Raw genomic sequence first — 19,333 nt, forward strand, 5'->3', positions numbered from 1 at the left:
GCCTTTATGGGCGAGGCAGAAGAAGAATGTTGCGCAACAAAAAGAAATATTCCGACCCTTCGTCGAATAATAACCGACTGCAACAGGCGGGCATTCTCACTAAGGAATTAAACCTTTCCTCTTTGCAGGGCACATCATAGCTGGCTTTGCCCTATAAAAGGGGCGAATAACCAGCCCAGCTTATGGCTATAGCATCGTTATCGTTACGTGCTTATGACAAAACGATCATTGAATACATGTGACCTATTGGTTAGAACTCAACACAGGTTGGCGCCGTAACGGTGCCAACACATCGGCTCGCCACGCCGGCAGCGAGCCCACCAACGGCAGAAAAACTCTGCCCGGCCTTGGACAAGGCCGAAGGATATCTAGACAGTCAACAAGTGAGGGAAACACCCTATGAGAAGACTTAAGCGTGATCCGTTGGAAAGAGCATTTTTACGCGGATATCAATATGGCGTTCATGGAAAATCCCGTGAGCTTTGCCCATTTACTCTACCGTCGGTACGCCAAGCCTGGATCAACGGCTGGCGAGAAGGACGCGGCGACAACTGGGACGGTATGACTGGCACTGCGGGCATCCACAGACTCAACGAACTTCACGCCGTCGGCTAATCAGGGGATTTAATTGCGACACACACATCTTTGAATCTGTAACGACTTAACCACGCGCGCCCCATCCGGGCGGCGGGCTTCGGCCCAGGGGCTCCTTCATGGAGCCCTTTTTATTGCCTGCTCAGCGCAAGGCAGCTATGGCGTCCACCGACTGGCGAATCAGCGCCGGCCCTTTGTAGATAAAGCCGGAGTACAACTGCACCAGGCTGGCGCCGGCCGCGATCTTCTCAGCCGCATGCTTGCCTTCGGTGATACCGCCCACCGCGATGATCGGCAAACGCCCGGCCAACTCGGCTGCCAGCACCTTGACGATATGGGTGCTCTTGTCACGCACCGGCGCGCCCGACAGGCCGCCCGCCTCGTCACCATGGGCCAGGCCTTCGACGCCCACGCGGCTGAGGGTGGTGTTGGTCGCAATCACCGCATCCATCCCAGAATCCAGCAGGGCCTGGGCCACCAGTATGGTTTCTTCATCGCTCATGTCCGGCGCTATCTTGATAGCCAGCGGCACACGCTTGCCATGACGCACGGCCAAGTCTTCCTGGCGCTGGCGCAAGGCTTCGAGCAGTTGCTTGAGGGAATCACCAAATTGCAGGCTGCGCAGGCCCGGGGTGTTGGGCGAGCTGACGTTGACGGTGACATAGCTGGCGTGGGCGTAGACCTTGTCCAGGCAAATCAGGTAGTCATCCACCGCACGCTCCACCGGCGTGTCGAAGTTCTTGCCGATGTTGATACCCAGGATGCCGGTGTACTTCGCCGCCTGAACCCGCGACAGCAGATGGTCGACCCCGAGGTTGTTAAAGCCCATGCGATTGATGATCGCCTCCGCTTCCGGCAGGCGGAAAATGCGCGGCTTGGGGTTGCCCGGTTGCGGCCGCGGCGTCACGGTGCCGATTTCGACAAAACCGAAACCCAACTGCGCAAACCCGTCGATGGCCGCGCCGTTCTTGTCCAGGCCGGCTGCCAGCCCGACCGGGTTGGGGAAGTTCAACCCCATCACCGACACCGGCACTTTCGCCGGTGCCTTGCATACCAGGCCATTGAGCCCCAGGCGGCCACCGGCACCGATCAGGTCCAGGGACAGATCGTGGGAGGTTTCCGGGGAGAGTTTGAACAACAGCTGGCGGGCCAGGGTATACATGGGCGGGCTAGACTCGGATGGCGACAAAAGGTGGCGGTGATTATAGCCAGGGTGGCGGCCTGCATGCGAGGCGTGCCACCTGATCTCATTGACGTTGCGCCGTCAAGGCCTCATAACGCACCCAGATCCTTTCGGCGTAGCGCAGACGCAATGCCTCACGCTGTGGCCCGGGCCCCGGCCCCACGTTGTAAGCTCCCACCGCCGTCCAGTTATAGCCAAACCGCTGGATGAATTCGGCAAGAATCGAGGCGCCTACTTCCACCGACAGGCAAGGCTCGCTCAACAGCCGTTCTTCGGTAATGCCCTGCTTGAGCAAGCGCGGCAAGTGGATGCTGTTGATTTGCATCAAGCCGATATCCCGCGTGCCATTGCGGTTGGTGTAGTTCATCGCTTGGGCCCGGTAACCCGATTCGACCGAGGCGATAGCTTGCAGCAACTCCGGCTCAAGGTCGTAGCGGCTGGCCGCCTCTTCCCAGCAAAAGGCCCAGGCCTGGCTGCTGCCCATCAATACCCCGAGCATCAGGCCTTTGCCCCATGCCTTAACCCTGGACATTGCTGGCCTGACCACAGACGGCGCACACGTGTGCCACTGCCCTGGGTTGATCACCTGTGCGCACCGGGCAGGTAAAGCGATAGCCCTTGCCATAAATCGTCTTGATAAAGCCTTTGTCGGCCCTCAAGTGCTTGCGCAGGGAATAGATACACCGCGTGAGTGACTCTTCGGCCACTTCACCCCGAGGCCAGGCCAGCTCCAGCAAACGGTCCTTGGTCATCAGCGCGCCACCGGAGGCCAGCAGCAACCGCAGCACGTGCCCCTCCTTGGGAGGCAACTGAATATCCGCCTCCACGCCCGTCAACCGGCCGTCACCATGCAAGGTCCAACGCGCGAAAACCAGGGACGTCGTCGTTTCATCCGTCACGACGGCCATACGCACCTCTGTAGTCGACTACTGACATTCAAATCCTTACTGTGTGACCAGCTCATCTGCCATTGGCACGACTATAAAAAAACGGCTCGAAGACCCGCGTTAGGAAAAAACCCATTCATTCGCCTTTTTTTGGCCACTGCCGGTCAGACAATTCGCTAACGCACCCTTATCGCGGCAACCACTCCTGAAACGTCTCCTGCAATTCAACCCCTAGCCGATCCTCCAACTGCACCAACTCTCCCACTGCCATCAGTTGTCCATTGACCCGCACCTCCACACAGCGGGTGACGCCTGGGTCCAAGGGCAGCACCTTCCCCGGTGCGAATGCGGCCAAACGCTTGCGGCTGATCAGTTGCTCCTGCAGCAATATTTCCAGGTGCATGGACAAACGCCTTTTTCAGGGGGAAAACTCAGGGTCCGCTCCCAGGAACGCACGTCGCACACGCTCGTGTTGCGCGGGGCTCAACTGAGGTGGGCCAATCCAGGGCAGTCCGTCGCCACCTACGCCAGCCTGCCCTGGCGAGGCGTCATCCAGCGGCTGGGCGACATCCAGCTCGGCCACCAGTTTTTCGATAACCTTCACCTGGGCGGGTGGGCCCTTGACCAACAGACTGTTGGTATCCGGATAGGCCATCACCGCAAGGCGGCCATCGGCCAGTTGATCCTTCTGCGCCTGGGATAGCCGAGCTTCGAGCATGGAGGCCATGCCCGGTACCTGGACCTTGTTGGCTCCCGCACCTTGCAGGTGATCGTCCACGAGGACATTGATCACTTTCACCACGCCGAACACCGGGGCGCGCTCTGGCACCTTGCGAGGGGGTCGGTCCATCCGTTGGGCAAGACGCAACACCTGATCGACATAACTGGAAGGGCCGGTTACATAGAACGTACGCCCGCCGTGTTCACGCAGTGGGTAACGCGGCTCATCCAGCCCCGCACGGCGCATGATGCCGCGCAGCTTACCGACGGAAATATGCCGCAGCACCACCGCCGAGCTTCTCGTGTCGTCGGCAGCGTAGAGCTGCAACACCTCGCCATAGGCCGTGCGACTGCCCAGCAACAGCGCGGCGCACAGCAGCGCGCTGAACAGCCAGCGGCAATTGAGGGTTGCGAGTAAATCAGCGTGCACCGTGGGTATGCCTGGCGGTCTGGCCTGAAGAAGCGGCCATACTGCGAGGCGCACGAGGTTCAATCATGATCGAAAGCTGACGGCCAGTTGCACCGCCCCACCCATGGCATGTGCCTTGCTTTGCACTCTGTATCAGGCTCGCACCAACGGCGGCACGGGCCTACGGACAAAGGCGTCGTTCCCCTGCAATGGCCTATACGCCAACCTGGGAAACGGCGCTTTTTTTTCAGAAAAAGGCAGGTATTGATGAACGATCCGCTGGCTTGGGTAAACGGCAGCGATGCCCCGGAAAAGAGCAGCCTGGACCTGGGGTTCATGGCCCTGACCGATTGCGCCTCGCTGGTGGTCGCCGCCACCCAGGGCTTCGCCCAACCCTACGGCCTCACCCTCAACCTCAAGCGCCAGGCGTCCTGGGCCAACCTGCGCGACAAGCTGGTCAGCGGTGAACTGGACGCCGCCCACAGTCTCTACGGGCTGATCTATGCCGTACACCTGGGCATCGGCGGCGTCGCCCCCAGCCCCATGGCGGTGCTGATGGGGCTGAACCAGAATGGCCAGGGCATCAACCTGTCCCATGGCCTACAACAGCAAGGGGTGATCACTCCTGAAGCATTGAAACGCCACGTGCACCAAAGCCGGACAAAACTGACCTTCGCCCAGACGTTTCCCACCGGCACCCACGCCATGTGGTTGTATTACTGGCTGGCGAGCCAAGGCATTCATCCCTTGCAGGATGTGAACAGCGTAGTAGTGCCGCCGCCGCAAATGGTGGCGCACCTGCAAGCCGGCCGCATCGACGGCCTTTGCGTGGGTGAACCCTGGTGCGCCAGCGCAGTGCAACAGAACCAGGGCTTTACCCTGGCGACCAGCCAGGCGATCTGGCCGGACCACCCGGAAAAAGTCCTGGGCTGCACCCAAGCCTTCGTTGACGCCTACCCCAATACCGCACGCGTGCTGGTCATGGCGATCCTGGAGGCCAGCCGGTTTATCGAGCAGAGCCTTGAAAACCGCCGCTCTACCGCCCAGTTGCTCAGTGCCCCTGAATACCTCGATGCGCCTGTGGCTTGCATCGAACCACGCCTGCTGGGGCACTATGACGACGGCCTGGGCAACCAGTGGCAGGATCCCCATGCACTGCGCTTTTTCGCCGACGGCGAGGTGAACCTGCCTTACCTCAGCGATGGCATGTGGTTCATGACCCAGTTCCGGCGCTGGGGCTTGCTGCGTGAAGACCCGGACTACCTGGGCGTCGCCCGGCAGGTGCAGCAACTGGCGCTGTACCGCCAGGCGGCCGAGGCGCTGGGCATTGCCGCAGGCAACTCGGACATGCGCCGCAGCCAATTTCTCGACGGCAAGACCTGGGACGGCAGCGACCCCGCCGGCTATGCGCGCAGCTTCCATCTGCATGCCCTGGCCGATGACACTAACCGTCAAGCGCTGCGCTGACAGGAGCCCGACGATGCTGCGAATCCTGTTGATCAACGACACCCCGCGCAAGGTCGGGCGCCTCAAGGCCGCATTGACCGAGGCCGGCTTTGAGGTGATCGATGAGTCCGGCTTGACCATCGACCTGCCCGCACGCGTCGAAACAGTGCGCCCGGATGTGATCCTGATCGATACCGAGTCACCTGGGCGCGATGTGATGGAGCAAGTGGTGCTGGTCAGCCGCGATCAGCCCCGGCCCATCGTGATGTTCACCGACGAGCACGACCCAAATGTGATGCGCCAGGCCATCAAGTCCGGCGTCAGTGCCTATATCGTCGAAGGCATCCAGGCCCAGCGCCTGCAACCGATCCTCGATGTGGCCATGGCGCGCTTCGAGAGTGACCAGGCCCTGCGCGCCCAGCTGCATGCACGCGACCAGCAACTGGCCGAACGCAAGCGCATCGAATTGGCCAAGGGCCTGTTGATGAAGATGAAGAGCTGTAACGAAGAAGAGGCCTACACCCTGATGCGCCGCCAGGCCATGAGCCGTCAACAGAAACTGATCCAGGTGGCAGAGCAGATTATTGCCATGAGCGAGTTGCTCGGCTGATGTGGCTCAGCTCTTGCTAAAGAATTATCACAGGTAGCCAACGGCGGTTGCCCCCTCCACGACAAAGACGTCGCCCACCCGGTTTGCCCACGCGAACCCGGTGGCGGCGTTTTTTCGTTTCTAGACCCCCAACCGTTGAGGTGCGTGATGAAATCAAGCTTCTGGAAATCCGGGCACACCCCGACCCTGTTTGCCGCGTTCCTGTATTTCGACCTGAGCTTCATGGTCTGGTACCTGTTGGGCCCCCTGGCGGTGCAGATTGCCGCTGACTTGCACCTGACCACCCAACAACGTGGCCTGGTGGTGGCCACACCGATCCTGGCGGGCGCGGTGCTGCGCTTCTTGATGGGGATGCTGGCCGACAAGCTGTCGCCCAAGACCGCCGGGCTGATTGGCCAGGTAATTGTGATCGTGGCCCTGTTCTGCGCCTGGAAACTGGGGATCCACAGCTACGAACAAGCGTTGCTGCTGGGCATGTTCCTGGGCATGGCCGGCGCGTCCTTTGCGGTCGCCCTGCCCTTGGCGTCCCAGTGGTACCCGGCGGAGCACCAGGGCAAAGCCATGGGCATCGCCGGCGCCGGCAACTCCGGTACCGTGTTTGCCGCGCTGCTGGCGCCCGTGCTGGCTGCCGCGTTTGGTTGGAGCAACGTGTTCGGTTTTGCGCTGATCCCACTGGTGCTGACCCTGATCGTGTTCGCCTGGCTGGCGCGCAATGCCCCTCAACGGCCAAAAGCCAAAGCCATGGCCGACTACTTCAAGGCCCTGGGCGACCGTGACAGCTGGTGGTTCATGTTCTTCTACAGCGTGACCTTCGGCGGGTTTATCGGCCTGGCCAGCGCCCTGCCCGGCTACTTCAACGACCAGTACGGCCTGAGCCCGGTGACCGCCGGCTACTACACCGCCGCCTGTGTGTTCGGCGGCAGCCTGATGCGCCCCTTGGGCGGCGCCCTGGCAGACCGGTTCGGCGGGATCAAGACTCTGCTCGGCATGTACAGCGTGGCGGTGATCTGCATTGCGGCAGTGGGGTTCAATCTGCCCAGTTCCTACGCGGCGCTGGCGCTTTTCGTCTGCACCATGCTCGGCCTGGGCGCCGGCAATGGCGCGGTATTCCAGCTGGTGCCGCAGCGTTTTCGCAGTGAGATCGGCGTCATGACCGGGCTGATCGGCATGGCCGGTGGCATTGGTGGCTTCGCCCTCGCGGCGGGCATGGGCGCTATCAAGCAGAGCACCGGCAGCTATCAACTGGCCCTGTGGTTGTTCGCCAGCCTCGGTGTGCTGGCCTGGTTCGGCCTGCATGGGGTGAAACGGCGCTGGAGAACCACCTGGGGTTCGGCCGCCGTGACCGCCGCCCGCGTCTGATGAGCTTACAACTGAGCGTCGCCCAGGCCAGTGCCATCGGCCCGCGCAGCGAGAACCAGGATGCCCTGCGGGTGGTCACGCCCATGGCGGAACTGGCCGCCAGCAAAGGCTACCTGTGCGCACTGGCCGATGGCGTCAGCCAATGCGCCGACGGTGGCCTGGCCGCACGCTCGACCTTGCAGGCCCTGGCCCTGGACTACTACGCCACGCCACAGACCTGGAGCGTGGCCCAGGCGCTGGAGCGTCTGTTACTGGCGCAGAATCGCTGGTTGCAAGCCAACGGCGGCGGGCAACCGTTGCTCACCACCCTCAGCGCCCTGGTGTTTCGCGGCCAACGTTTCACCCTGGCCCATGTCGGTGATTGCCGGGCGTATCGTTGGCTTGACGGCGAGTTGCAACGCATCAGCGAAGACCATGTGTGGGAACAGCCGGGCATGCAGCATGTGCTCAAGCGCGCCCTCGGCCTGGATCAGCACCTGGTGCTGGACTTCCTCGATGGCCAACTGCGCGAGGGCGAAAGTTTCCTGCTGCTCAGCGATGGGGTGTGGGCCACGCTGGGCGATCACAGCATCGGCGCGATCCTGCGCGAACAAAGCGACCTCGACCTGGCCGTCAACACCCTGGTCAACGCCGCCCACCTGGCGGGTAGCCAAGACAACGCCAGCGCCTTGCTGGTGCGCATCGATCAACTCGGTGCCGCCACCCTCGGCGACGCCCTGGTGCAGTTGCAGCAATGGCCACTGCCGCCACCGCTGAAAGTCGGGCAAACCTTTGAAGGCTGGGAGGTGCAAAGCGTGCTGGCGCAGAGTCGCCAGTCATTGCTGTACCGCGTGCACGACGCCCAGGGGCAACCCTGGCTGCTCAAGACCTTGCCGTTGCGTTGCGAGGATACCGATGCGGCCCAGGCCTTGTTATCGGAGGAATGGTTTCTGCGCCGGGTCGCCGGCCGCGCCTTTCCCGAAGTACATGCCGCCAGCGGTCGTCAGCATTTGTACTACGTGATGCGCGAATACGCCGGACAAACCCTGGCCCAACTGTTCCAACAACAGGGCCCGCTGCCACTGGCGCAATGGCAGTCGGTTGCCGAACGCTTGCTGCGCGCCGTGGGCCTGCTGCATCGCCGGCAGATCCTGCACCGCGACATCAAGCCGGAAAACCTGCTGCTGGGAGAAGATGGCGAACTGCGGGTGCTGGACTTCGGCCTGGCCTATTGCCCCGGGCTCTCCGAGGACCGTGCCCACCTGCTGCCCGGCACCCCAAGCTTCATCGCGCCCGAGGCGTTCGCTGGCGAGCAGCCTACGGCGCAACAGGATTTGTATAGCGTCGGCGTGACCTTGTATTACCTGCTGACCGGGCATTACCCCTACGGTGAAATCGAGGCCTTCCAACGGCCCAGGTTTAACCAACCCGTCAGCGCCAGCCGTTATCGCCCCGACTTGCCGGAGTGGTTGCCACACAGCCTGGAACGGGCGGTGACCGCAGCCCCGGCCCAACGTTATGAAACCGCCGAAGAATGGCTGTTGGTGCTGGAGCAGGCCGACCGCCGCGAATTGAGCCTACGCCCACGGCCTTTGCTCGAACGCGAACCCTTGAAGGTCTGGCAGACCCTGGCGGCGGCTTCGTTGTTGCTCAATCTGGTGCTGCTGTACTGGCTGCTGCACCACTAACGGGCAGAATCCGCCGGTTCTGCGTGTAAACGCCCAGTAAAACTGGGGCTATAGGGACTTGGCACAGCTGCTGCATTAGCTTTCCCAACACACCACATATAGCCGCGCCTTCAACGACGAAGGGACGAGCTTCCCGAGAGAACGGGACCAGGACAAAGGCGTCCTCGCTAGCTGACTAGCGGGGACGCCTTTTTTGTTTGCGCACGATTTGTCGAGCCATTGCGGAGAACGACATGAAAAAACTCAAACTGGTGATGATCGGCAACGGCATGGCCGGGGTTCGCACCCTGGAAGAGCTGCTCAAGCTGAGCAACGAGCTGTACGACATCACCGTGTTCGGCGCCGAGCCTCACACCAACTACAACCGCATCCTGCTGTCGCCGGTACTGGCCGGTGAGCAAACCTTCGAAGAGATCGTGCTCAACGACCTGGATTGGTACCTGAACAACAACGTCAAGCTGCTGCTCAACCGCAAGGTGGTGCAGATCGACCGGGTCAAGCGCAAAGTCATCGCCGAAGACGGCACCGAGGCTGAGTACGACCGCCTGCTGATCGCCACCGGTTCCACGCCGTTTATTCTGCCGATTCCCGGCAATACCCTGCAGGGCGTAATTGGCTACCGCGACATCGCCGACACCCAAGCGATGATCGACACCGCCAAGACTCACAAGCATGCAGTGGTGATCGGCGGCGGCCTGCTCGGCCTGGAAGCGGCCAACGGCCTGATGCTGCGCGGCATGCACGTGACGGTGGTGCACATCGGTGAATGGCTGCTGGAGCGGCAACTGGACAAGACCAGCGGCCAGCTACTGCAAACCGAACTGGAAAGTCGCGGCCTGGTGTTCCGCCTGTGCGAGCAGACCCAGGCCCTGCACGATGCCGGCAACGGCCGCGTCGGCTCGGTGCAGTTCAAAAATGGCGACATCATCCCCGCCGACCTGGTGGTGATGGCTGCCGGCATCCGCCCCAACACCGAACTCGCGGAAAAGTCGGGCATCCCCTGCAACCGTGGGATCCTGGTCAACGACACCATGCAAACCTACGACCCGCGCATCTACGCCATCGGTGAATGCGCCAGCCATCGCGGCATCGCCTATGGCCTGGTGGCGCCCTTGTTCGAACAGGCCAAGGTCTGCGCCAACCACCTGGCCCAATTGGGCTTTGCCACTTACAAGGGCTCAGTGACCTCGACCAAGCTGAAAGTCACCGGCATCGACCTGTTCTCCGCCGGCGACTTCATGGGTGGCGAAGGCACCGAGACCATCACCCTCTCCGACCCGATTGGTGGCGTGTACAAAAAGCTGGTGATCAAGGACGACATCCTGGTCGGCGCCTGCCTGTACGGCGATACCGCCGATGGCGGTTGGTACTTCCGCCAGATCCGTGAGAACCACGCCATCGGTGAAATCCGCGATCACCTGATGTTCGGTGAAAATGCACTCGGCGATGTCGGCCACCAAGGCCAGGACAAAGCCATGAGCATGGCCGACAGCGCCGAAGTCTGCGGCTGCAATGGCGTATGCAAGGGCACCATCGTCAAGGCGATCCAGGAACAAGGGTTGTTCAGTGTCGATGAGGTGAAAAAACACACCAAGGCCGCCAGCTCCTGCGGTTCCTGTGCCGGGTTGGTCGAGCAGATCCTGATCAACACTGTAGGCGGCGCCGCCGACGTAAAACCCAAAAGTGAAAAAGCCATCTGCGGCTGCAGCGACCTCAACCACGGACAGATCCGCCAGGCCATTCGCGAGCAGCACCTGCTGACCATCGACAGCACCATGCGCTACTTGAACTGGCGCACCCCCAATGGCTGCGCCACCTGCCGCCCGGCGCTCAACTATTACCTGATCTCCACCTGGCCCGGCGAAGCCAAGGACGACCCGCAATCGCGGCTGATCAACGAACGGGCCCACGCCAATATTCAAAAAGACGGCACCTATTCTGTGGTGCCACGGATGTGGGGCGGCGTGACCAATCCTTCGGAGCTGCGCCGCATCGCCGATGTGGCCGACAAGTACAACGTGCCGATGGTCAAGGTCACCGGCGGCCAGCGCATTGACTTGCTCGGTATCAAGAAGCAGGACTTGCCAGGGGTATGGAAGGACCTGGATATGCCGTCCGGGCATGCCTATGGCAAATCCATCCGCACCGTCAAAACCTGTGTGGGCAGCGAGTTCTGCCGGTTTGGCACGCAGAACTCGACGCAACTGGGCATTGAGCTGGAGCATGACCTGTTCAATATGTGGTCGCCCCACAAGGTCAAGTTGGCGGTCTCCGGTTGCCCACGCAACTGCTCGGAAGCGGGCATCAAGGATGTGGGCATTATCGGTGTCGACTCGGGCTGGGAGATGTACATCGGCGGCAACGGCGGGATCAAGACCGAAGTTGCGGAGTTCTTCGTCAAGGTGAAAACCGCCGAAGAAGTGCGCGAATACAACGGCGCGTTCCTGCAGTTGTACCGCGAAGAAGCCTTCTACCTGGAGCGCACCGTGCACTACCTGCAGCGGGTGGGCATGGAGCATATCAAGAAGGCCGTATTGGAAGACCCGGCGCGCCGCCAGGCCCTGAATGAGCGTTTGCAGTTCTCGTTGTCATTCGAGCAGGACCCGTGGAAGGAACGCCTGGAACAGCCGCTGCTGAAAAAGGAATTCGACGTGATCCCTGTCAAACACCTGGAGGTCTCGCTATGAACTGGCTGGATATCTGCGCCCTCGACGAAATCAACGCCTTGGGCTCGCGCATCATCAGCGGGCCCAAAGGTGACATCGCGATTTTTCGCACCAGTGACGACGAAGTCTTTGCCCTCGACGACCGCTGCCCGCACAAGGGCGGGCCGCTGTCCCAAGGCTTGATCTATGGCAAGCGTGTGGCCTGCCCATTGCACAATTGGCAGATCGACCTTGAATCCGGCCAAGCCCAGGCCCCGGATATCGGCTGTGCCCACCATCATCAGGCCCGGGTCGAAAACGGCCGGGTGATGCTGGCCCTGCGGGACGCGGGTTGATGAACCGTCAGACCACCGCGTCCACCTGCTGTTATTGCGGGGTGGGCTGCGGCGTGCTGATCGAGCATGACGGCGAACAGATCCTGGGGGTGCAAGGCGACCCCAGCCATCCGGCCAACTTCGGCAAGTTGTGCAGCAAAGGCGCGAGCCTGCACCTGACCGGCGACTTGAGCGCCCGTGCGCTTTACCCGCAATTGCGTTTGGGCAAAGCACTGGCACGCACTCGCACCGACTGGGACACCGCCCTGGAACATGCGGCCAACGTGTTCGCCGATACCATTGCCGAACACGGGCCCGACAGCGTGGCGTTCTATATCTCCGGGCAACTGCTGACCGAGGACTACTACAGCTTCAACAAGTTGGCGCGGGCGTTGGTGGGCACCAACAATATCGACAGCAACTCCCGGCTGTGCATGTCTTCGGCGGTGGTCGGCTACAAGCGCAGCCTGGGCGCCGATGCACCGCCGTGCAGTTATGAAGACCTGGAAAACAGCGACTGCGTGATGATCGTCGGCAGCAATATGGCCTACGCCCACCCGGTATTGTTCCGACGCCTGGAGCAAGCCAAGGCGCAGCGTCCGCAGATGAAAGTGCTGGTGATTGACCCTCGGCGTACCGACACCTGCGACTTGGCCGACCTGCACCTGGCGATCTTGCCGGGCACGGATGTGGCGTTGTTCCACGGGATTTTGCATCTGTTGCTGTGGGAAGACTGGGTCGACCGCGCGTTTATCCAGGCCCACACCGACGGCCTGGCCGAACTCAAGCGCCTGGTGCATGACTACACGCCGCAGATGGTCACGCAGTTGTGCGGCATCAGCGTCGAACAGTTGCGCCTGTGTGCGCAGTGGGTCGGCACCTCCAGCAGCTTTTTGTCGCTGTGGTGCATGGGGCTTAACCAATCCACCGCTGGCAGCGCCAAAAACAGTGCACTGATCAACCTGCATTTAGCCACGGGGACCATTGGCCGGCCGGGCTGCGGGCCGTTTTCCCTGACCGGCCAACCGAACGCCATGGGTGGGCGCGAAACCGGCAGCCTGTCCAACTTGCTACCGGGCCACCGCGACGCGACCAACCCTGCACACCGCGCTGAAGTGGCGGCCTATTGGGGCGTGGAACAACTGCCCGCGACCACCGGCCTTACCGCCATCGAACTGTTTGAACAGGTGCAGGCTGGCAAGATCAAGGCGTTGTGGATCGCCTGTACCAACCCAGCCCAATCGCTGCCCGACCAGAACGCGGTGCGCGCCGCCTTGGCCGCTTGCCCGTTCGTGGTGTTGCAGGAAGCGTTTCGTACCACCGAAACCGCCGCCTATGCCGACCTGCTACTGCCCGCCGCCAGTTGGGGTGAAAAAGACGGCTCGGTGACCAACTCCGAGCGGCGTATTTCCCACGTGCGCCGCGCCATCAACCCACCGGGTGAAGCACGCGCGGACTGGGCGATCACGGTGGATTTCGCCCAGCGCCTGGAGCGCCGTCTGCGTCCGGGGTTGCCGAGCCTGTTCGCCTTTGAACAAGCGGCGCAGCTGTTTGATGAATTCAAGCCACTGACTCAAGGCCGTGACCTGGATATGTCCGGCATCAGCCATGCCCTGCTCGACCGGCTCGGCCCGCAGCAGTGGCCGTTTCCCGAGGGTGCGCAGGCGGGTACGTCGCGCTTGTACACCGACGGTATTTTCCCCACTGACAGTGGGCGGGCGCGGTTTGTCGCCGAGCCTTATCGCGCCGCCAAGGAACAGCGCGATGCGCGATTCCCGTTGACCCTGATCACTGGTCGCCTGCGTGATCAATGGCACGGCATGAGCCGCACCGGCACCGCCGCCCAGCTGTTCGGGCACGTCAGTGAGGCGCTGCTGAGCCTGCACCCGGACGAGCTGCGCCGTCACCGTTTCAAAGAGGGTGACCTGGTCAGCCTGAAAAGCCGTCGCGGCAGCGTGATCGTCGCGGTGGGCAGCGATGACAGTGTGCGCCCCGGCCAAGCGTTCCTGCCCATGCACTGGGGCGACCGTTTTCTCAAGGGCGGCGTCAATACCCTCACGCAACCGGCGTTCGACCCTTTGTCCAAGCAGCCGGAGCTCAAGCACAGCGGCGTGCGCCTGGAAGCAGTGCAACTGCCATGGCAGCTGTTTGCGCTGATCGAAGGCGATGTGCAGCAGCACTTCGAAGCGTTGCGCCCACTGTGTGAAACCTTTGCCTACGTCAGCCTGAGCCTGGCCGGCCGTGAACGCCCCGCGCTGCTGGTGCGCGCCGCGCATACCGAGGCGCCCGACCTGCAACTGTTGACCCGCATCGACCACCTGCTGGGCCTCAACGACGGCCCGGTAATGGCCTATGACGACCCGCGCCGCTCAATCGGCAAGCGCGTGAAAATCGAGAAAGGCCGCATCACCGCCCTGCGCCTGGCCGGCGAAACCCTGGCCCGTCACTGGCTGCAAAGCCTGTGGCTGGAAGGCCGCGCCGACGAGCAACTGCGGCGCTGGTTGCTGGCGCCCTTGAGCGCGCCACCGGGCGGTAACACGGCCAGCAACAAGATTGTGTGCAACTGCAAAAACGTCAGCGAAAACGCCGTGTGTGCTGGTATCGGCAGCGGCCTGGACCTGGATGGCCTCAAACAGGCACTGGGCTGCGGCACCCAATGCGGCTCCTGCGTGCCGGAAATCAAACGTCTTTTGGCCAGCAACCCGCAGCCAATCGCCATCAGTGTGTAAGGGGAACAACATGAGCGCAAAAGTATGGCTGGTAGGCGCAGGGCCGGGTGATCCGGAGTTGCTGACCCTCAAAGCGGTCCGGGCTCTGCAGGCAGCGCACGTGGTGCTGATTGATGACTTGGTCAACCCGGCAGTACTGGAACACTGCGCCAGCGCCCGGGTGATTACCGTTGGCAAGCGTGGGGGCTGTCGCTCCACCCCGCAGGAGTTTATTCACCGCCTGATGCTGCGTTATGCGCGCCAGGGCAAGTGCGTGGTACGCCTCAAAGGTGGCGACCCGTGTATTTTTGGCCGCGGTGGCGAAGAGGCAACCTGGCTGCGCGAGCGTGGCGTCGAGGTGGAATTGGTCAATGGCATCACCTCGGGGCTGGCGGGAGCGACCCAGTGCGATATCCCGTTGACCTTGCGTGGCGTGAGCCGTGGAGTGACCTTGGTCACCGCGCATACCCAGGATGACAGCAGCCTGAACTGGCGTGCGCTGGCGGAGGGAGGCACCACGCTGGTGGTGTATATGGGCGTGGCCAAGCTGGACGAAATCCGCGAACAGCTGCTCAACGGCGGCATGGCTGCGGATATGCCGGTGGCAATGATCGAAAACGCTTCATTGCCCCAACAACGCGAATGCCGCAGCTCGCTGGCGGCCATGCATGAAGCTGCAAAAGCCTTTGCACTCAAAAGCCCGGCCATCCTGGTGATTGGCCAGGTTGCCGGCGCCGCACAGATGGCTAGCATCGCCGCTGCGGCAAGCGCCTGAGGCAAATCGCAGGCGAAAAAAAGCCCGGCCTGAGCCGGGCTTTTCTTTACTCAGTAATTACTGAGCTTGAGCTTCAACCGACGCTTCTACGCGACGGTTAACAGCGCGACCAGCTTCAGTTGCGTTGTCAGCAACTGGGCGGGATTCGCCGTAACCAACAGCAGTTACACGGCTAGGAGCAACGCCGTCTTTAACCAGAACTTGCTTAACAGCGTCAGCACGACGCTGGGACAGCTTCTGGTTGTAAGCGTCTGGACCTACGGAGTCAGTGTGACCAGCAACTTCTACGTTGGTAGCTGGGTACTGAGCCATGAAGTCGGCCAGGTTTTTAACGTCGCCGTAGCTGTTAGGCTTAACAACGGCCTTGTCGAAGTCGAACTTAACGTCCAGCTCAACACGAACAACCTGAGCAACCGGAGCTTCTGGCTCTGGAACTGGCTCTGGAGCTGGTGCTGGGGTAGGAGCTGGAGCAGCTGCGCCAGCGTTACCGCCGAAGTTCACGCCCAGGCCAACCAGTGCGGAGTAGTCCCACTTGCCGTTGTCCAGACCGTAGTCAGCTTCAACACCAGCACGAGCGTACAGGTTGTTGGTGAAGTAGTACTTCACGCCGGTACCGATGGTAGCGAAAGTGGTCTGATCGCGACCGGTGTGGCCGTCAGCGCGCACGTTGCCACGGCTCTGGTGGCCGAAACCGCCTTCAACGTATGGACGCAGGCTATCAACGCCAGCCTGACCGAAGTGGTACTGAGCAACGAGGCTGCCAGTGTCACCTTTGATCTTCTGGTTGCCAGTGCCGTCGTTCGAACGGGTGTGGTTGGTCTTGTCGTACGACAGATTCAACGACAGATCGTCGGTCAGGAAGTAACCAATGCGAGCGCCTGGGTTGAAGCCGTCTTCGATGTGCTTAACGCTATCGTTGTACTGCTTCTTGTAGAACAGCTCGCCTTCAACTGCGCCTTGGCCTTGTGCCAGAACGCCGAAAGAAGTAGCGGCAATAAGAGAACCAATGGCCAAGCCCAAGGTGTTTTTCAGTTTCATCCGTTAAATCCCCATCTGGTGATTGTAAAGCAGTCCCACAAACCGGGGGACAACTCGGCGACAAGTCTAACAGAACTTGCCTACACGTAAGAGATATTTGCTACGCACTAAGTTTCAGTCTCGCCCGCAAATTTCTCACGTAATTTATCAAGAGCACGTTTGTACCGCATTTTTGTAGCACTCAAGCCCATATGCATGATGTCAGCGATTTCCTGGAATTCCAGCTCTGCGACAAAGCGAAGCACCAGAATTTCCCGGTCAATCGGGTTCACATGCACCAACCAGCGATCAAGTCCGCCCTTCTCCTCGGGTGCCGGCGCCTTCTCTTCAGACGCCTCCTCAAGGGAGTCCAGACTCAAAGCGTCCATCAAGCGACGCTTTCGCCGTTCCTTACGATACTGCGTGATGCACTCGTTGTACGTGATGCTGTACAGCCAGGTCTTGAACTTCGATTTGCCCTCGAAGTTCTTCAGGCCGTATAGCACCTTGAGCATCACTTCCTGACAGACATCATCCGCGTCTCTATCGTTCCCCAAATACCTTGAACAAACGTTGAACAGAGTGCGTTGATACCTGCGCATCAATTCTTCGTACGCGCGTGTTACGTGAAACAGCTCCGTGTGCGAGCGCGCGACCAACTCCTCATCAGAGAGCTCACGGGGGTCATAGCGCGTGGACAGCGTTTGGGCTTTATTCAAAACAAGTCGTGCCGACAGTCAGGTCAATGTCCGCTGCAACCCGGTCACCCGGGTTTGCGGCGGCGTACATTAGCAGGATTTGCCGGATTAGCGGCTACTGACCTGCTGCTCCAGGAGAATCCGGTTAGACAGCGACACCAGTTCCCCGTCATCGGTCAGCACGGTCGTCTTGACTGTGCCGATCTCCTCGATTTGCCCTTCGACCTCGCCCACACGCACCTGTTGCCCAACTTGGTACAGCTCACGCACATAGATTCCCGCAAGAATCTGACCGGCAATTTCCCGGCTTCCCAACCCCATGGCCAGCGCAACTGCCAGACCAACGGTAATCAAAACAATCACAATCACGTGGTTGAGCAGGTCAGTTTTGACCTCCAACTGGCTGATCGCGACAGAAATACTGATGATGATCACCAGCCCCTGGGCGATTCGCCCAAGGCCCGCCGCGTAGTCCAAGCCCACGCCTTCGGCGGCCCCGCGCACCAGCCCGTTGGCCAATTGCGCGAGTAAAACCCCCACCAGCAGCACCAGCGCGCCGCCGAACACTTTCGGCAAATACAGTGCCAGCATGTCGAGCGTAGCTGAAACTCGCTCAAGTCCAAGGGACTGCGCCGCAGAAACCAGAAAAATAAGTAGAACGAACCAATAGACGATCTTGCCGATCAGGGTGGAAATCGGTACTTGCAACCCCGCGCGGCCGAGCAATTTGGTCAGGCCAGTGCCGGCCATCAGGCGATCGAGGCCCAGTTTGGCGAGCAATTTGGACAGCAGGGTATCGAGCAGCTTGGCGACGACAAAACCCAGCAATACCAGGACCAGGGCACCAAACAGGTTGGGAATGAAATTCGCCACCTTGGTCCACAATGCGGTCATCGCGGTGACCAGGCTCTGGGTCCAGAGATCAAGTTCCATATTCAATCAGCCTTATCAGCAGTGCTAGCAAGAGGTTTACGACGGGAAACCGGTGACACATGGGCCGAACCGTTGTTCAGGGCCATCATCAATGCCGGCACCCAACGCCCGAGCAGACCGAACAGGTCACCCGCCCCTACCTGACGGTTGGCGGTTTTCAGTACGCGGCCCAGGCAAGCATCGTCATCACGGTTGGATGGCGAAGCATTGAGCATGTCACGCAAAGACTGTTCGAACGGATCGTGCATAGAGACCTCTCGCAAGTGATTTAAAAGACGAGGGTAAAATTCATCGGGTCACATCGGCCCTTTCTTACGTTCAGGTCATATTCAGGTCAAACCCAGCGCAATCGTCGAAATAACCACCATTGCCCCAATGCCACAGACACCATCAACAGGCACGCAATCATGAATCCATAAGGGCTGGCAGAGAACGGAATACCACCCACATTTATACCGAGCAGACCGGTGAGAAAACTCATCGGCAAGAAGATCCCGGTGATGATCCCGAAGCGGTACATGGTGCGGTTCATGCGCAGGCTCAAACGCCGGTCTTCGGCCTCAAGCACAAGCCCCACGCGCTCTCTGGCCAATTCCAGCTCTTCCAGGTAACGGGTCAGACTGTTGTGCAATTCATTCCAATAGTCGGCATCGTCGTCGCAGAACCACGCCAATTTGATCCGCGTCAGCTGGGCAAAGATATCCCGCTGGGGGGCCAGGAAGCGCTTGAGTCCGGCGGCTCTTCGACGGATCTGCAGAACGCTGCCATGCTCCGGGGTATACCGTTCGTCGGCATCGAGTTTTTCTTCCTCGGAATCGACGATTTCAGACAAGCCAGCGACCAGATCCTGCACTTTATTGGTCAGGTACTGAGCCATATAAAGGATGAGCTCGGATGCGGTCTTGGGGCCTTTACCGTCTGCCAGTTGCACCAGCAACTCATCGGTGGCGCGCAAGGGGCGCAAACGCAACGAGATCACTCGGTTGGCAGCGGCGAAGATGCGCACCGACACCATGTCTTCGGGCTCGGCGCCTGGGTTGAGGTTGATCCCGCGCAGAAACAACAGCAATTCGGCGTCCGGCAGCGGCAACAGGCGTGGGCGAGTGTTCTCCTCCAGCAGCAGGTCACAGGCAAACTCGCTCAGGCCGCTGGATTTACGCAGCCAGGTCTGGGTTTGAGGATGGCTGCGATCCCAGTGCAGCCACAGGCTTTCCTGGGGCTGCAACTGCAGATCGTCGAGCTCAGTCCGGGCAATCGAACGCGCACCACCTTTACCGTCCAGCACCAGGGCATGCACCAGCCCCCATTGCGCGTTTTCTTCTTCGAACATCCTCACCCCAATCGGTT

At 60.8% G+C, this 19,333-nt stretch carries 19 protein-coding genes; 9 read left to right on the top strand and 10 right to left on the bottom strand.

Going from position 1 to position 19,333, the window contains the following annotated elements; all coding sequences use genetic code 11:
- The first annotated feature begins 399 nt into the window (after nucleotides 1-399).
- Nucleotides 400-615 (top strand): ribosome modulation factor, encoded by a 216-nt coding sequence (locus N2A98_RS19420; RefSeq protein WP_002553055.1) that lies wholly within the window; start codon nucleotides 400-402, stop codon nucleotides 613-615.
- A gap of 121 nt (nucleotides 616-736) precedes the next feature.
- On the opposite strand, the gene N2A98_RS19425 is transcribed toward N2A98_RS19420, so the two are convergent.
- The 5 genes from N2A98_RS19425 to N2A98_RS19445 form a co-directional block, all read right to left on the bottom strand.
- Nucleotides 737-1,756, bottom strand: coding sequence for a quinone-dependent dihydroorotate dehydrogenase (locus N2A98_RS19425; RefSeq protein WP_275622521.1), 1,020 nt, complete (start codon nucleotides 1,754-1,756; stop codon nucleotides 737-739).
- An 85-nt stretch (nucleotides 1,757-1,841) separates the two neighbouring features.
- Complete coding sequence (locus N2A98_RS19430; protein WP_044275092.1) at nucleotides 1,842-2,309, bottom strand: transglycosylase SLT domain-containing protein; 468 nt, start codon at nucleotides 2,307-2,309, stop codon at nucleotides 1,842-1,844.
- Nucleotides 2,296-2,685, bottom strand: coding sequence for a winged helix-turn-helix domain-containing protein (locus N2A98_RS19435; protein WP_044275094.1), 390 nt, complete (start codon nucleotides 2,683-2,685; stop codon nucleotides 2,296-2,298). Before N2A98_RS19435 ends, N2A98_RS19430 begins: the two co-directional genes overlap by 14 nt.
- A 166-nt stretch (nucleotides 2,686-2,851) precedes the next feature.
- Nucleotides 2,852-3,067: a FliM/FliN family flagellar motor switch protein gene (locus tag N2A98_RS19440; protein ID WP_003193267.1), complete on the bottom strand. Its 216-nt coding sequence runs from the start codon at nucleotides 3,065-3,067 to the stop codon at nucleotides 2,852-2,854.
- Between the two features lie 15 nt (nucleotides 3,068-3,082).
- A complete protein-coding gene (locus N2A98_RS19445) occupies nucleotides 3,083-3,814 on the bottom strand; it encodes a secretin N-terminal domain-containing protein (protein WP_275622522.1) in 732 nt (243 codons plus the stop codon).
- A 246-nt stretch (nucleotides 3,815-4,060) separates the two neighbouring features.
- On the opposite strand from N2A98_RS19445, the gene N2A98_RS19450 reads away from it, so the two are divergent.
- The 8 genes from N2A98_RS19450 to cobA all read left to right on the top strand — a co-directional run bounded on the left by N2A98_RS19450 (nucleotide 4,061) and on the right by cobA (nucleotide 15,338).
- The gene (locus N2A98_RS19450) at nucleotides 4,061-5,260 is read left to right on the top strand and encodes a CmpA/NrtA family ABC transporter substrate-binding protein (RefSeq protein ID WP_078803615.1); all 1,200 of its coding nucleotides are present in this window, start codon (nucleotides 4,061-4,063) and stop codon (nucleotides 5,258-5,260) included.
- Between the two features lie 13 nt (nucleotides 5,261-5,273).
- A complete protein-coding gene (locus tag N2A98_RS19455) occupies nucleotides 5,274-5,849 on the top strand; it encodes an ANTAR domain-containing protein (RefSeq protein WP_003193274.1) in 576 nt (191 codons plus the stop codon).
- Nucleotides 5,850-5,996: 147 nt separating this feature from the next.
- Entirely contained in the window at nucleotides 5,997-7,208 is a 1,212-nt protein-coding gene (locus N2A98_RS19460) for a nitrate/nitrite transporter (RefSeq protein ID WP_003193275.1), read from the top strand.
- Nucleotides 7,208-8,875: a bifunctional protein-serine/threonine kinase/phosphatase gene (locus N2A98_RS19465; RefSeq protein ID WP_275622523.1), complete on the top strand. Its 1,668-nt coding sequence runs from the start codon at nucleotides 7,208-7,210 to the stop codon at nucleotides 8,873-8,875. Before N2A98_RS19460 ends, N2A98_RS19465 begins: the two co-directional genes overlap by 1 nt.
- Nucleotides 8,876-9,108: 233 nt before the next feature.
- Nucleotides 9,109-11,562, top strand: coding sequence for a nitrite reductase large subunit NirB (gene nirB, locus N2A98_RS19470; protein ID WP_044275100.1), 2,454 nt, complete (start codon nucleotides 9,109-9,111; stop codon nucleotides 11,560-11,562).
- Nucleotides 11,559-11,876 carry a nitrite reductase small subunit NirD gene (gene nirD / locus N2A98_RS19475; RefSeq protein WP_003193279.1) on the top strand — a complete coding sequence of 106 codons (318 nt, stop codon included), beginning with the start codon at nucleotides 11,559-11,561 and terminating at the stop codon, nucleotides 11,874-11,876. The genes nirB and nirD overlap by 4 nt, the downstream gene beginning before the upstream one ends.
- Nucleotides 11,876-14,584, top strand: coding sequence for a nitrate reductase (locus tag N2A98_RS19480; protein WP_275622524.1), 2,709 nt, complete (start codon nucleotides 11,876-11,878; stop codon nucleotides 14,582-14,584). The genes nirD and N2A98_RS19480 overlap by 1 nt, the downstream gene beginning before the upstream one ends.
- A gap of 10 nt (nucleotides 14,585-14,594) precedes the next feature.
- A complete protein-coding gene (gene cobA / locus N2A98_RS19485; RefSeq protein WP_047711569.1) occupies nucleotides 14,595-15,338 on the top strand; it encodes a uroporphyrinogen-III C-methyltransferase in 744 nt (247 codons plus the stop codon).
- 57 nt (nucleotides 15,339-15,395) lie between these two features.
- Here the strand turns inward: cobA and N2A98_RS19490 are convergent, their stop codons facing one another.
- The 5 genes from N2A98_RS19490 to N2A98_RS19510 all read right to left on the bottom strand — a co-directional run bounded on the left by N2A98_RS19490 (nucleotide 15,396) and on the right by N2A98_RS19510 (nucleotide 19,316).
- Nucleotides 15,396-16,376: an OmpA family protein gene (locus N2A98_RS19490; RefSeq protein WP_275622525.1), complete on the bottom strand. Its 981-nt coding sequence runs from the start codon at nucleotides 16,374-16,376 to the stop codon at nucleotides 15,396-15,398.
- Between the two features lie 107 nt (nucleotides 16,377-16,483).
- Nucleotides 16,484-17,074: an RNA polymerase sigma factor SigX gene (gene sigX, locus N2A98_RS19495; RefSeq protein ID WP_275622526.1), complete on the bottom strand. Its 591-nt coding sequence runs from the start codon at nucleotides 17,072-17,074 to the stop codon at nucleotides 16,484-16,486.
- 87 nt (nucleotides 17,075-17,161) lie between these two features.
- Entirely contained in the window at nucleotides 17,162-17,986 is an 825-nt protein-coding gene (locus tag N2A98_RS19500) for a mechanosensitive ion channel domain-containing protein (RefSeq protein ID WP_003193288.1), read from the bottom strand.
- 2 nt (nucleotides 17,987-17,988) lie between these two features.
- Entirely contained in the window at nucleotides 17,989-18,234 is a 246-nt protein-coding gene (locus N2A98_RS19505) for a hypothetical protein (protein WP_003193290.1), read from the bottom strand.
- Nucleotides 18,235-18,320: 86 nt separating this feature from the next.
- Nucleotides 18,321-19,316 (bottom strand): zinc transporter ZntB, encoded by a 996-nt coding sequence (locus N2A98_RS19510; protein WP_014719487.1) that lies wholly within the window; start codon nucleotides 19,314-19,316, stop codon nucleotides 18,321-18,323.
- Between the last annotated feature and the right edge of the window lie 17 nt (nucleotides 19,317-19,333).

The sequence above is a fragment of the Pseudomonas sp. FJ2-5-13 genome (assembly GCF_029201605.1).
GTDB lineage: Bacteria > Pseudomonadota > Gammaproteobacteria > Pseudomonadales > Pseudomonadaceae > Aquipseudomonas > Aquipseudomonas lactis.